At 39.7% G+C, this 15,371-nt stretch carries 9 protein-coding genes; 8 read left to right on the top strand and 1 reads right to left on the bottom strand.

Annotation, left to right across the window (positions count from 1 at the left end; translation table 11 throughout):
* The first annotated feature begins 41 nt into the window (after positions 1-41).
* The 6 genes from G589_RS0112195 to G589_RS19875 all read left to right on the top strand — a co-directional run bounded on the left by G589_RS0112195 (position 42) and on the right by G589_RS19875 (position 10,226).
* Positions 42-1,736 carry a DUF2357 domain-containing protein gene (locus G589_RS0112195; RefSeq protein WP_196811882.1) on the top strand — a complete coding sequence of 565 codons (1,695 nt, stop codon included), beginning with the start codon at positions 42-44 and terminating at the stop codon, positions 1,734-1,736.
* Positions 1,737-1,929: 193 nt separating this feature from the next.
* Positions 1,930-2,526: a restriction endonuclease subunit S gene (locus tag G589_RS0112190; RefSeq protein WP_026522342.1), complete on the top strand. Its 597-nt coding sequence runs from the start codon at positions 1,930-1,932 to the stop codon at positions 2,524-2,526.
* On the top strand, positions 2,519-3,859 hold the full coding sequence (locus G589_RS0112185; protein ID WP_026522341.1) for an HsdM family class I SAM-dependent methyltransferase: 1,341 nt from the start codon (positions 2,519-2,521) through the stop codon (positions 3,857-3,859). Before G589_RS0112190 ends, G589_RS0112185 begins: the two co-directional genes overlap by 8 nt.
* 124 nt (positions 3,860-3,983) lie before the next feature.
* Positions 3,984-7,226, top strand: a complete 3,243-nt coding sequence (gene hsdR / locus G589_RS0112180; protein ID WP_035776046.1) for a type I restriction-modification system endonuclease — start codon at positions 3,984-3,986, stop codon at positions 7,224-7,226.
* 22 nt (positions 7,227-7,248) lie between these two features.
* Entirely contained in the window at positions 7,249-8,679 is a 1,431-nt protein-coding gene (locus G589_RS0112175) for a class I SAM-dependent DNA methyltransferase (RefSeq protein WP_026522339.1), read from the top strand.
* A gap of 5 nt (positions 8,680-8,684) precedes the next feature.
* Complete coding sequence (locus tag G589_RS19875; protein ID WP_051192361.1) at positions 8,685-10,226, top strand: restriction endonuclease subunit S; 1,542 nt, start codon at positions 8,685-8,687, stop codon at positions 10,224-10,226.
* Here the strand turns inward: G589_RS19875 and G589_RS21275 are convergent.
* Complete coding sequence (locus G589_RS21275; protein ID WP_196811881.1) at positions 10,219-11,574, bottom strand: restriction endonuclease subunit S; 1,356 nt, start codon at positions 11,572-11,574, stop codon at positions 10,219-10,221. The genes G589_RS19875 and G589_RS21275 overlap by 8 nt on opposite strands.
* A gap of 118 nt (positions 11,575-11,692) precedes the next feature.
* On the opposite strand from G589_RS21275, the gene G589_RS0112160 reads away from it, so the two are divergent.
* The gene (locus G589_RS0112160) at positions 11,693-12,511 is read left to right on the top strand and encodes a GIY-YIG nuclease family protein (protein ID WP_026522338.1); all 819 of its coding nucleotides are present in this window, start codon (positions 11,693-11,695) and stop codon (positions 12,509-12,511) included.
* Positions 12,512-12,797: 286 nt separating this feature from the next.
* Positions 12,798-15,368, top strand: coding sequence for a PD-(D/E)XK nuclease family protein (locus G589_RS0112155; RefSeq protein ID WP_026522337.1), 2,571 nt, complete (start codon positions 12,798-12,800; stop codon positions 15,366-15,368).
* Positions 15,369-15,371 lie beyond the last annotated feature (3 nt).

The raw sequence follows: 15,371 nt of genomic DNA, 5'->3' as shown, positions 1-15,371 counted from the left end.
TAATGTCTCCGTATAAGCCGATTCACAGCGCGGAAGAGGTTTTGAAAGTATGCAAAAGTGTTTGCGAAGATGTCGAGTACGAGATAGAACTAACATCAGATGATAGCCTTTTTGCTGTAAGGGTGTTTATAAACGGGGAGGAACAAGAGTCCTATACATATGGGAATAAAATCGTATTTGGTTATGAGAACCAAAGGATATTTGCTAATATCTATGGGTTTGCTCAAATTGCGCTTCTCATAAAGAAACCAAACGCTGAACAATGGTTCTATTCTGAATATGTATCTGTTCTTGTGAGACCAAGTGATAAGAATAGATCAGTAAGCCTAATGCTGAAATATATTTATGCGAATATGGAGGACTATTTATTTCAGGAAATGACCCATCCCGGGATTGGCAAAGAAGAAGTTTCAAGGGATTTTTGGTCACAGATCATATTACTGGAAGAGGTTGCCAATGTATATGAAGGTAATTATGGCTACTTCATGGCGAACAGCAGATATAAGCTTGATAAAAAAGAGGTTTTGGATAGAACGGAGAAATTACAGCATGTCGATGCCAAGACAATTCAGTATATGGTAAGACATCCAGAGTATCTGGATCGTAGTGTTGTAGGAATCAGCTATGGATCGCAAACATATCTTCCGAGAAAGACACTAATGACTCAAAATGTCATTACTTATGATATCTATGAGAACCAGGTAGTTATAGGCTTCCTTAATCAAATGTTTCTTATAATTGAGGACTTGAAGAGCACTGTTCAGCGCTTTATGGATAGCGTTATAGTCAACGAAACTGCAGATAATGGGTACATAGTTTCCTCTTTCATAATATATGAAAATGCTGCAGAGCAACTTAGAGAATTTATGCAGAGAATTATGCTGCTGGAAGAAAAATATAGACAGTTACTGATGTCGTATACACGTATCTTGGATGTAACATACTCTAATAACTTTGTAATGCCTAAGCCAACTGCAATTTTCATGAATGTTCCGCAGTACAACCGTGTTTATTCGTGCATCATGAAATGGAATAAGCGCAATGTTTATGATTTTGAAAAAGAACAGATGTTGATGAATTTCTTTAATGCTCCAGAGATATTTGAGACATATTCGTTGATAAAGCTTGTCGATTATATCAGAGAATCTGGATATGTTCTTAAAGAAGCAAAGCATGTTCAGTATCCAAAACGTGCTGATTGGAGATATGAGCAAAAGAATTGCAATAACACATACATATTTGAAAATGAATCTAGCACAATAACTTTGTACTACGAGCCTATTATCTACGATCAGGACAGCAGAGAGATAAATGGAATAGGGTTGTTCAGAAACAATAGGATATCTTTAAATAATGAATCTGATGAGGAACGTAGAGGGCACTATTATGTTCCGGACTACCTGTTGAAGTACTCAGATGAGGATAAAGAGAATTATATTATTTGTGATGCAAAGTTTTCATCCAATACGAAGGTCCGGCATAAAATTATCCCGAGTCTTACTTACAAGTATATTACATCTATCAGTACTATTGAGGCGAATGCCGAGCTTAAGGGGTTATTTGTTTTCTACGGAATAGTAGATGACTATGCTAATCATGAGTCATTTTATGATGTGCAGCTTGAAACTGTAAAAGAGATAAAGCCATATATTAAGCTTGTTCCTATTTCTGAGGAGATACCTTATGCGTATCAAGAAAACAATGCTTATGAAATGCTGCGAAAACTAGTTACTTGATCAAATGGATTTGATGAACATACAAAAATATATCATCAATTAATGGATATTATCAAAAATGTTATTGACACCATTGGAACGTTGTGCTAACATGATGTCATCACAAAAGGAAGAGGCACTGGTACCGTGCCATTTCTTTTGCAAACCGGTTATGAACATTGAAAAACATATCAACAGAACGGAGGATATAAAATTGAATAAACAGATTAAGCTGTGCGATATAAAAGGCCTAAGCTTTATAGGTGGACAGATTACTTCAAGAATTGAAGCTAATGAGAAAAGGGACGAAAGAGTCTTGGGAAAGGTAAAGGTGATTCCGCCCAAAGCCATTAAGGCGGGAAGTATCGTACATGAGGAATTATATGAGGTTGAGTATAAGGCGGAGTTTGATGAAAAGAAACTGACTAAAGCTGGAGATATTGTTGTAAAGCTTTCGTCGCCATATGATGCGGCATTAGTTTCTAAAGAAGATGAAGGGCTGCTGATAACATCATTCTGTATCATCATAAGAAACACCGGTAAGAATGTTTTGTCAGAATACTTAACTGCCTTTTGCAATTCAGGAGTATATCTCAGCCAGGTTATGAATATGGTAAGTGGTGCTAAAGTTCCGATGCTGACAATAGGAAAGATTAAGGATGTGATTATAAACCTTCTTCCCACAGAGGACCAGGAACAGGTGGCTAAGTACTACAGAACACTGAATGAGAAGCAAATTGTAATGGAGAAAATCATTTCTCTCGAGAGAGAAAAATTGGACTCTGTTTTAGGAGGTAATAGGAATGCATGATGTAATGAGTGTTGAGAAATTCAACTGGGATATAGCGAATAGATGGCGTGGTGCAGGAATGTTTGGATCGCAGTATATAGGAAGTACATTATATGTTATGTGCCTTAAGCAGATGATCGAAACAAATGCCTGTAAGAATCCTGAACGCATGCCGGCAATTGTTGAGCTTACTAAAGTATTGTATCGACCAGTTTCGACAGAAGATATTGAGATTATCAGAAATGCATCAGAGATACTGGAGGAAACATATAATGTAAGGAGAGGGCTGCTGTCAGGGGTATTAGACTCGTTCAGATCAGAAGAGAATGCATGGAAAAAAGCCTTCTTGGATATTGTGTCAATGATTGCAGATATTGTAGTTGATGAGGACGGATACTATCCGTATGCCAAGCAGCTCATATGTGATTCATCAAAGGATAGGAATACTGCGGAGAAGGTTTCTAGTAATGCAGTAGCAGATTTACTAAGTATCGCAGCGAATGTTCAGGATGGAGAAACCGTGCTTGATGGAACGATAGGATATGGATATTCAGCAATCAATGCTGTTAGAGGGAAAAAGGATGTAACTCTTTATGGTGTTGATATTAATACGGATTCCATTCAGGTGGCTACATTATATATGATTCTTTGTGGTATTCGCTTTGACGTTATGCAGGAAGACTTCACTGCGATGGATTCAGCATATGTGGCGAACAAAGTAATTATGGATATTCCTTTCGGAATGCGTCCTATGAATGATCTGGTAGGATATCAGCTTCACAGAGTTAATAAGTGGATGGATACTGATTCGTGCAAGGAAATGGAATGTCTCTTTATGGCAAGCGCATTGGATGCCATGGAAGATAACGGAAGAATCGTGCTGATCGTACCGCAGGGAATCTTGTTTAAGCAGACAAAAGCGCTCAGTACTTTCCGCAGAAATTTGGTAAAGGAAGGATTGCTGAAAGCAGTAGTATCTTTACCACCGGTATATAACAGCACGATGATTAGTACAGCAATGCTTGTGCTTGAACATAACAATAAGGATGTGTTGTTTGTGGATGCCACCACGTTGGTTAAGAGAGAACGCAGGAACGATGCCTATATCACGCAGGAGGATAAAGACAAGCTACACGACATCCTAGAAGGGAAAAAGGCTGTTGATGGCATTTCATTTATTATCCCGAATGCAGAAGTGCTGGAGACGGGTGATTGGTCTATTTCCAAGTACATGGATGTTGAAGATTCACTTGAATTAAGATCATTATCAGATATTAATAAAGAACTGAAACAGTACTATACAAGGCTGGATGAATTAAACGACGAAAGCAGAAGCCTGGCGCTGTTTTCCTAGTCCAACCAAGGGCGAATTGTAACTGTTAAAATCTAATAAACATCGGAAAACACGTATTAAAAATGGTATCATAAAAAGTGCCATAAAGTTCCGATAATTTAGAATTATAGGAAGGAGCATGCAGATGGGAAATTTCCTTTTTTTGAAATCACATTGGGAAGATTTGGCCAATACAGGTGAACTGGCTGAGAAGTATGTGTATTCAGATCCCAATGGTTCCATGTATAAGCAGGGCATATACGCGGAAACAATAGTAAGATATATGCTTGCTTACGATGGTATACCTGAGCCAGAAACGGATAACACCCATGCGAACAGGATCCGTATATTAAAATTCAACGGCTTGCTTCCGCGAGACATAGATGATGCACTGTATGTTATAAGAAGAACCAGAAATGATGCTTCACATGAAGGCTATGATGATGTCCAGAGAGCTAAGGATAATCTTGAATTAGCTTTTAATGTTGGCGTGTGGTTTATGCAGACATATGGGGACTATAAATTTAAGCCTGCACCATATGTTGATCCTGTAAATGAGTCCGTACAGTCAGAGCAGCTGGCTAAAGAGAATAGTGAACTGGAAGCAAAGCTTAAGGTGCTTGAGGCTGAGATAGATAATATTCGTAAGTCCGGTAAGTCTGACCAGAATAGAAAGACCAGTGCATTTAAGAATGCTCAAGCCATTCATCTGTCTGAGGCTCAGACCAGAGAGCTTATCGACGAGCAATTGAAGCAGGCGGGGTGGACTGTTGATACCCAGGAAATTCGCTATTCAAAAGGAAGCAGACCTGAAAAGGGAGTTGCGAAGGCAATTGCCGAGTGGCCTACAGATAGTAGCCTTGGAAATAAGGGGTTTGCCGATTATGCATTGTTCATAGGCGAGCAACTGGTTGGAATTGTTGAAGCAAAAAAGATAGATACAGATGTGTTTGGTGCTCTTAACGTTCAGGCTAAAGATTATGCAAAAAACATTAGACAGCAGGATCATAAGTACGTTATTAGGAAGTATGCTGAATACTTTGTACCTTTTGTGTTTGCTACAAATGGACGACCTTATCTGGAACAGTACAAGGAAAAATCTGGTATATGGGGTCTCGACACTAGAGAGACATTCAATGTTCCGACTGCTGTAGCAGCATGGCCAAGACCTGAAGAGATGGCGCTTGATCTTCAAAAAGATGTTGAGGAGGCCAATAAGCAGCTTGTAGCAACTGGGTTTGAGGACCTCGAGAATCCAGATGGCCTTAATTTACGCTATTACCAGATCGAAGCTATCAAGGCAGCTGAAAACGCAATTATCAACGATCATAAGAAGACTGCACTTCTTGCTATGGCAACAGGTACGGGTAAGACAAGAACTGTGCTGGGCATGGTTTATAGGTTTCTTACAGCTAAGAGGTTTAAGAGGATTCTATACTTGGTAGATAGGAATGCTCTCGGCGAGCAGACAATGGATACGTTTAGGGAAGTAAAGCTTAAAGACCTGCTTACTCTTAATCAGATATATGACGTTAAGGAGCTGAAAGACAAAGAGTTTGACAAAGATACTAAGGTGCACATTTGTACAGTGCAGAGCCTTGTAAAGAGGGTTCTTTATGATGACTCTGACCAGAGGCTTGGCTCAACTGATTATGACCTAATTATCGTAGACGAAGCGCACCGCGGCTATATCTTGGATAAGGAGATGGCGGAGGAAGAGAGTCTTTATAGAGATCAGGATGATTACAGGAGTAAATATCGTTCTGTAATTGACTATTTTGATGCTATTAAAATTGCACTTACTGCAACGCCAGCACTGCAGACTACTGAGATTTTTGGTAGTCCGGTTTATACATATGATTATCGTACTGCTGTCATAGATGGTTTCTTAGTGGATCATGACGCGCCTCATATTATAAAGACAAAACTTAGCGAAGAAGGGATTGTGTTTGAAGCAGGTTCTACGGTGCCTATTTATGACCCTGTAACCAAGCAGATAATCAATTCCGATCAGCTCGATGATGATCTTAAGTTTGAGGTGGATAAGTTTAATAAAGAAGTCGTGACAGAGCCTTTTAATAGGACAGTGCTCGCAGAAATTGCCAAGGACATCGACCCTAACGATCAAGGCAAGACGCTTGTGTTCGCTGTAGATGATTCACACGCAGATATGGTCACAAGGATTCTTCAGGAAATATATTCTGAGCAGGGTGTTAGTTCGGAAGCGATTATGAAGATTACTGGATCCATAGAAAATGGCAATCAGAAAAGAATCAATGAAGTTATCCGAAAGTTTAAGAATGACAAATATCCCAACATTGTTGTAACGGTAGATCTTCTTACAACCGGTATTGATGTTGAGGAAATTGAGAATTTAGTATTCCTTAGAAGAATAAGGTCTAGAATCCTGTTCGAGCAGATGCTCGGTCGTGCTACCAGGCTTTGTGATGATATTGGAAAAACTCATTTCGAAATATATGATGCTGTAGGTGTATATAACGCATTAGAGCCGGTTACTAACATGAAGCCGGTCGTAGTAGGCACGAAAACAACATTCAATGATATCATTGACGGTTTTGACGCGCTTGAGACTGAAGCTCAGAAGCAGAATCAGGTTGATATTCTTATTGCTAAGATCAGACGTAGCAAATCAGGAATGAGCCAGGAAAACAAAGATCAGTTCGAGCAACTAACTGGTTTTGATCCAGATGCCTTTATTAAGCAGTTGAAGGCATGCAGTCCTGATCAGGCGGAAGAACTTATCAAGAGGAATAAGGCTGCGTTTGAGTATGTTAAGAGAATGCCTAGAGAGCATGGCAAGGCTATTAGTGATGCTCCGGATGAGATTGTTGAGCATGTTCGCGGGTATGGGGATGCAACAAGGCCAGAAGATTACCTTAAGGAGTTCAGAGATTTCATAGATACTCATCTTAACGAGATAGCTGCGCTTAAGATAGTGGCTACAAGACCGCAGGATCTTACCAGACAGTCTCTCAAGGAATTACGTCTTATTTTGGATAGGAATAATTTCAATGAGACTATGCTTAATACGGCATGGAAGAATATGACAAATGAAGACATCGCCGCGGACATAATTAGCTTTATAAGACAGCACAGTATTGGAGATGCGCTTATTAGTAAGGAGGATAGAATCCATAATGCTGTTGCCAAGGTGAAGAAAGCTCATCCAGAACTTACGAAGGTTCAGATAGGCTGGCTTGATAGGATAGAAGCACAGCTTCTTCAAGAAACAGTCCTTAATCGCGAGACATTTGATTCGGCTGCGTTTAAGAATAAGGGCGGATACAATGTGGTAAATAAAGCTTTTTGCGATAAGCTTGATGATTATATTGCTGAGATTAATGAGGCAATGTATGCAGCACAGTAAAATAAAGGGAGATTTATAACTAATGACAAACAACGAAATTGTAGCAAAACTCTGGAATCTATGTAACGTTCTCCGTGATGATGGAATCACTTATCAGGACTATGTTACGGAACTTACATATATTCTTTTTCTTAAGATGGCAAAAGAAACCGGTGCGGAGAAAAACATTCCAGAAGAGTATAGATGGGATAATCTTGCCAGTAAAGATGGTATTGAACTGAAGAAGTTCTATGCTACGCTTCTACAGGAACTCGGCGAGAACGGTAGCGGTATAATCCAGCACATATATGCTGGATCTAGCAGTAAAATTGATGAACCTGCGAACCTTAAGAAGATAATAACGAGTATTGATGACCTAGATTGGTACAGTGCAAAAGAAGAGGGTCTTGGTAACCTGTATGAAGGACTCCTCGAAAAGAATGCTAACGAGAAGAAATCAGGTGCTGGTCAGTACTTTACACCACGTGTACTGATAGATGTAATGACTGAGCTGATAGCTCCACAGGCGGGTGAAAAATGTAATGATCCGGCATGTGGTACATATGGATTCATGATTGCTGCTGATAGATATGTTAAGAATCATACCAATGATTTATTTGACTTATCTGAAGATGAACAGCATTTTCAAAAGTATGAAGCATTTACAGGTGCGGAGCTTGTACACGAGACCCATAGGCTTGCACTTATGAATTCTATGCTCCATGACATCGAGGGAGAAATATACCTCTGCGACACATTGTCAAATCAGGGAAAATCCCTCAAGAACTATGATGTGGTGCTTACTAATCCACCTTTTGGAACCAAGAAAGGTGGTGAGCGTGCCAGCAGGGATGATCTTACGTTTATGACAAGCAATAAGCAGCTTAATTTCCTACAACACATCTATCGTTCGCTTAATACTGATGGTAAGGCAAGAGCGGCAGTTGTTCTCCCGGATAATGTTCTTTTCGCTGATAACGATGGTGAAAAAATACGAAAAGATCTCATGGAGAAATGCAATCTGCATACCATTCTTAGGCTTCCTACCGGTATTTTCTATGCTCAGGGCGTTAAGACTAATGTTCTGTTCTTTAATAGGGGGAAGAATGATAAGGGCAATACAAAGGATGTATGGATCTATGATCTGCGTTCTAATATGCCATCTTTTGGAAAGACAAACCCGCTCACAAGAAGTCATTTTGATGAGTTTGTAGAATGCTACTGTGCTGGCCATATGGAAGATCGTAAGCCTACATGGTCAGAGGAGAATCCGGAAGGCCGTTGGAGAAAGTATTCTTACGAGGATATTCTCGAACGTGATAAGACTAGTCTGGATATCTCCTGGATTAGATCAGGAGATGCTGTTGATGATAGGACACTGGCCGAGCTCCTTGATGAAATCGAAGAGAAGGCTACAAATATCAATAATGCAGTTGAAGCACTGAAGAGCTTAATAGGAGATTTGGAGGAATAATTTTAATGGATACAAAGGCATTACGCCAGAAAATACTGGATTTGGCTATACGTGGTAAGCTTGTTCCTCAAGATCCTAACGATGAGCCGGCATCTGTTCTTCTCGAAAGAATTCGAGAAGAGAAGAAACGGATGGTCAAGGAGGGAAAGCTAAAAGCTAAAGATATCAAAAACGATACGATTATCTTCAAAGGTGAGGATAATTTGCATTATGAGAAGTTCCAAGATGGGACTATAAAATGCATTGAGGATGAAATACCTTTTGAATTGCCTGAAGGATGGGAATGGACTAGACTTTCATCTATAGCGTCTATTGTAACTGGTAGTTTAGATGCAAATGCACAAACTGAAAATGGAAATTATCCATTTTTTACCTGTGGGGAAGATGTTTTGCAGACTGATTCTTTTGCATTTGATTGTGATGCAATACTTCTTGGCGGCAATAATGCAGTTGGTGATTTTAAGATGCATCGATACAATGGGAGATTTAATGCTTACCAAAGAGTTTATGTAATCACTACATATCAAGATATGAATACTGATTACTTATATTATCACACTCAATACTACCTAAAACATCTTCAAAAGATAAGCATAGGAACTCAGACCAGGTATTTAAAACTAGGAATGATCCAAGATTTGTTAATATCTATTCCGCCTAAGAGTATGCAGTCGGCTATAGAAAATAGATTGAGAGAGCTATTATCGAATATTTGCGTTATAGATATCACAAATAGCGAACTAATAGATGATATCAGCAATACTAAATCCAAAATATTGAATTTGGCTATAAGTGGCAAGCTGGTCCCACAGAATCCAAGCGATGAGCCAGCATCTGTTCTGCTTGAAAGGATCCGCAAAGAAAAGGAAGTACTAATAAAGCAAGGAAAACTTAAGCGTGATAAGAAAGAGTCTGTCATCTACAAAGGTGATGATAACTCTTATTATGAGAAGTTGTCGGATGGAACGGTCATGAATATTGATGACGAACTACCTTTCGAAATATCAGATACATGGTGCTGGAGCCGTTTATCATCGTTATGTATCAAAGAAATAAAACGAGGCAAAGCGCCAAAATATGTAGACAAAAGCAATACTTTGGTATTTGCACAGAAATGCAATTTGAAAAAGGGCGGCATTGATTATACGCTTTCACAATATCTGGATGAGACAACAATCTCAAGATATGATGACTCTGAGTATTTGCAAAAGCACGATACTGTTATAAACTCAACTGGCACAGGCACTCTTGGAAGAGTAGGCTTTATTGATTCATTGGCGGAATGCCCAATAGTTCCAGATTCCCATGTAACAACCATACGTGTCAGCAGCGAAATAAACCAATTTTATGTATTTGTTTTACTCAAATCCTTGCAATCAGTCCTGGAAAAAAGTGGCGAAGGATCCACTAATCAGAAGGAATTAAAGCCGAATACCCTTCAAGATATACTTGTCCCAATACCGCCCATGGAAGAACAAAAAAAGATATGTAATGCTGTACATAACAGCTATAATCTAATAAAAAAAATAGAGGATAGCATCAATTGATGCTATCCTCTATTTTTGCAATTTCAGAAAATGCTTTACTTATCATATCGGTTATCCGTATTTGTTCTGCTGATGGAGGCAATGGAATAAATGTATCTAGCATAACTTCTTTGTCAACACGTTGCTGGCCAACTACTCCAGAGAAAGTATTTCTTCCACGAGAAATAAAATACTCTGATTTCACAAATGATAATAAATATTCAGCCACAATATCATCGGTGTATCTTCTTAAAACATATAGTTCTGTTGTTCCAGCCCCATATCCATTGCTTAAATCATTAAAATATGCTGATTTTCTATTTTCAAAACAAGGTGATATTTTGGCAAAGCAAACATCGCCATCTGAAAAGTGGGTGAATCCTTTTTTGCAATCATTCCATACTTTTTCTTCAGATGAATATTTACCCGAGTATCCATCATCTAATAAAGCCATCGGTATAAATGAAACCATTGTATTATCAGAAATATTGTTCTTGGGATTAATAATAAAAAGATTCCTAATTCGTTCCCAATGCCAATTATTTGGTATTTCAAACGGTAAGTCTTCATCTATGGATTTTACAGTACCATCAGATAACTTCTCATAATAAGAGTTATCATCACCTTTGTAAATGATAGATTCCTTCTTATCGCGCTTTAATTTGCCCTGTTTTATTAGTTCTTCTTTCTCTGTCCTGATCCTTTCAAGCAGTACGGATGCAGGCTCATCATTTTGATTCTGAGGAATCAACTTCCCTCTGATTGCCAAATCTAATACCTTTGATTTCGTATCATATAACAATCTTGACAATGATTCCTTTTCTGCTTCTATACTTAAAGTTTTTTCAAGAAGATCTTCAGCAATTGGAACAATTCTAAGTTGCTCTCCGCTTGGAGGTAGCGGAATAAATAATTCTTGCAGTGATGTTCCATTACAATTGGGCTGACCAACACCGACAGATTTATCTGTTATTTGTGACCAATAGCATGCACTATTAAAGAATTGATAGATATATTTCGCATTTACTCCAGGCAATAATCTTATTCTTATAAGGTAGGAAGCGTAAACGGACTTATATGGTGTTTCTGTAATCAAAAATGATTTCCCTACAGTAGCACCTGTACGAGCAAATACTATATCATTAGGTTGAAGCAAATATTTATCATCTTCTTCAACGCTTGTAAACGGGACAGACTCCCAATCAACACAACCATTTTGTATATCTGTTATTCTTAACAATCTATGACTTCCAGATGCTTCTGCAGAATTGCTTAAACCATATAGTATTTCAGAACAAATTGTGCCCAGCCGACACCAACTCCATCCTTCTAATACATCGAATGGAATATCATCCTCAATACATTTCACAGTTCCATCAGAGAACTTCTCATAATGCAAATTATGAAATTATACGTAATATGAAACTGGTACATAGATCATCAAGGCTTTATACTAAAATATAGATTTCTTTTGAGAGAGGTGGAACATGCACGGCAAGTCAATAGAGTTATTTCTTGTAAATGGAACAGCGGATAGTTTAATAACGGCCGAACTATTAAACTGGAATGGGAAGGCCATAAAGATCCCTCGCACAGAGGTTCAGGCATGTGATAGGGATGACATTACAGGGGTAGGAGTCTATTTCCTGTTTTGTAAGGAGGATGATGGGGCTGATTCTGTCTACATTGGAGAGGCTGAAAATGTATTGACCAGACTTAAACAGCACTTAAGTGATAAAGAAGATTATTACTGGAATTCAGCGGTTGTTTTTGTTGGACGAGACCTAAATAAGGCGCTTATCAGATATCTTGAAGATAGATTGGTGAATATTGCTCGTGACTGCGGGCGGTATAAGGTGCTTACAAAGAATACTTATAGTAAAACTGTAATGAAAGAATCCCAGGTTGCATCTATGGAAGAGTTCATAGACAATATAAAGATTCTTATATCTACTTTGGGATATAGCGTTCTTACGCCTATTCCTAAGGCAAAGGATGATACTAAATATTTGTATTGCAAGGGATCAGGGGCAGATGCAAAAGGCTTTATTAGTGCTGGGGGGCTTACTGTTTTAAAAGGATCCCAAGTTTCTGACGGGACAGTGCCATCGTTTGCAACAAAAGGTAAATCGTATTATAGGTTGCGTCAGCAATTAGAAAATGATGGGACGATTATCAATCGTGTTTTTCAAAGAGATTATGAATTCAATGCGCCATCTGCGGCATCTGCAGTTGTTGTGGGGCATACTTCCAATGGAAATGTTGATTGGAAAGATGAAAATGGAACAAAGCTTAAAGATATTTGACGAAGAACATGCGGCGAGAGTCATTTGGTTATAACGAGTTTTTATAAAGAATTAATTATTGTTGTCGCAAATAAAAACAAATAGAGTCGAAATAATGCTATAATTCATTGTGGGGGAACGATTGGTTCCCCCTTTTGCTTTATAGGTAAGCGGATAAACTCCTAAAACCGATTTATTGGACAGCTGTTATTGTAGAGTATAGTTAGGACATGAATACCTATATACCTATACTAACAGCTTTTTCATAATGCTGAAGAGCTTATAGATAAGCGATTAAGGAGATTTTATGCGAGAAACAATCGTGTTTGCCCCTGGCTTGAACGGCCAGGAACTGATAAAGAGTCTTGCCATGCATGGCAAGAACTGTATCAATCTGCGCATTTGTAATGCTGGAGAGCTTGCTCGCACAGCCCTGATGCGTTCTGGAATTTCTATTAAAGAGGACTTTATAGATTCTGATGAGGAGACGACTCTTGTTGCCAAGGCTGTAGAGGGTGAGAGCTACTTTGAAAGGCCCTCATACTCAGATATCAAGGAGCTTGCTTCAGCCATAAGGCGTATGAGGAGTCTTGTTTCTGATGCCAATGAAGGCAAGGCAATTGAAGATACCCTCAGTAAAGGCATCTTTACTGAGAAAAATGCAGCTCTGATCAGTGTATATAAGAAGTACATGGATTTGTTGGCGTCCCAAAAGGTTGTTGATGCCATTACTCTTGAGCGCAGGGCGGCAATGAACTGTGATCCGATAGATGCAGACTTTATTACGCTACAGGAATGTCCGCTGACGCCCCTGGATGATGCTCTTTTAACAAGAGTATCCGTGGGGAAGTATCAGCAGAAGGATATCTGTAGTCTGTTTGAAAAACAGGCTTCGGGTACTAAGATTTCAAGCTTTAAGAACTGTTATGGTGCGCCTAATGAGGTGGAAACCATCATTGCAGAGGTTTATGATGGCAAGAAGCTTGATGAATGTACTGTGGCTGTGACAGATGTAGCAACGTATGCGCAGCTGTTCTTTGACTATGCGCTTCTTTATGACATCCCCGTGACCTTCGGATGCGGGATCCCTATCGTTAACTCTAACCCGGCAAAACTTTTGTCTCTATACTATAACTGGATGACCAGGGGATTCTTTGGCGCTGCGGCAATAAATGAGATGCTTGGCAGTGCATCTTTTAACAAATCCAAGTTGTATGGTATGTTCCCGGAGACCGGGGAGGGCTTTAGCTGGAGAGTGTTCTACGAGACTCTGGGGAGCCTTAAGCTTACCAATGATAAAAAGACAAATGATGAGAAGATAGCAGCTATAAAGAACACTACCGACGAGAAAAAGAAGCAGGTGATTCCTTACCTTGAGATTGTGGCAAAGGAGCTGGCCCTTCCGGTGGAAGAGTTTATCTCCAAGTATTCCTATATCCGCACAGGAACTGACAAGAACAAAGATGCCCTTCTCATGAATCTGGATATAGCAGCATCCGCCACTATTTATGGCGAACTTAGCACAATTCATAAAGCTGGAATTGAACAGGATACTGAAGGTCTTATCCTTTCTATTCTTAAGAATAATGTCTGTTCACAAAGAAGCGAAGCTGGCAAGCTCCATGTGACCAGTATCAGTGGGGCTGTTTCTGCTGTCAGAAAGAATCTGTACATTGCAGGGCTGTCTGCGTCCAAATATCCCGGATCGCCAAGAGAGAATTACCTTCTCCTGGATTCTGACCTTAAGCTCTTTGGTACTGGAGCGAATTTCCTGACTGCTGATGGAAAGATTCTTAGGAAACGAGAGAGCCTTCTTAAGCTGGTAAGTCTTGCTTCGGCTTTGGGTTCAGATATCCATGTGTCATACGCAGGGCTAAATGTTTCTGACCTTAAGCGCGATAACGCATCGTCACTACTCTTTGAACTGTTCCGTCAGGAGCATGGAGCTGATGCTACGGCAAAAGAACTTGAGGCAGTAGTAGAGAAGGTTACTTACTTTGCACCAGCTGTTTCTGTTACCAGAAAAGTTGGTGATGCATACGATAAAGGACTAAAGATTTCAATGGGCACGGATAATTCCGAGGTGGCCCTTAACTTCGGCTGGAACCTTGAAAATGAATATTCACCGACCGCTCTTGATACTTTCTTTAGCTGTCCGAGAAGGTTCCTTCTTAGTTATATTCTTGGTATACCTGAGCCTGAAGATGATGACCCGTTTGAGATCATATCTGCAGCCGAAAGTGGTTCCATGGCCCATGCTCTGATGGAAGAGCTTGGCAATTCCACCATTACCGGTGACGAATTCCAGAAGATGTCCGAAAGCTCTTTTGACAGCTTTATATCTGAGAATCCGCCACTGATCAGCGGTAAGGTTGAAGCTGAAAAAGAACAGTTCCTGGAAATGATGGAGACTGCCTATGAAATGGATCCTCACAGAGAAGTAGTTCTAGAGGAAGAGGACGTGCACTGCGTTCATGAGAGTGGAGTTAAGATTCATGGATTCCCGGACCGTGTCGAAAAACTGGATGACGGCACCTGCCTTATCGTGGACTTTAAGACCGGCCGTAGCGTTAAACACGTTCAGGACGACATCGAGACCTGCCTTCAGGTACTCATATATGCCTACCTTATGGAGAAGAAGGGGCTTAAGATCTCAGGCGGGGAATACAGATATATCCGTTTGGGAGAAACTGTGACCTGTAAGTATGATGATGAAATGAAGAATGCCCTGCTTGAGAGGCTGAATTCTTTTAAGGAAGCCCTGGTTAATGGAGAATTTCCGGTGCCTGATCCAGAGGAGATTAAGGATAAGAACCCTTGCAAGTATTGCAAATATGGCAACATATGCGGCAAGAGCTCCGCAGAAAGCGAGGTGTGATCT

This window comes from Butyrivibrio sp. VCB2001 (genome assembly GCF_000423965.1).
GTDB lineage: Bacteria > Bacillota > Clostridia > Lachnospirales > Lachnospiraceae > Butyrivibrio.
This window is presented reverse-complemented; position numbering and strand designations above follow the sequence as displayed.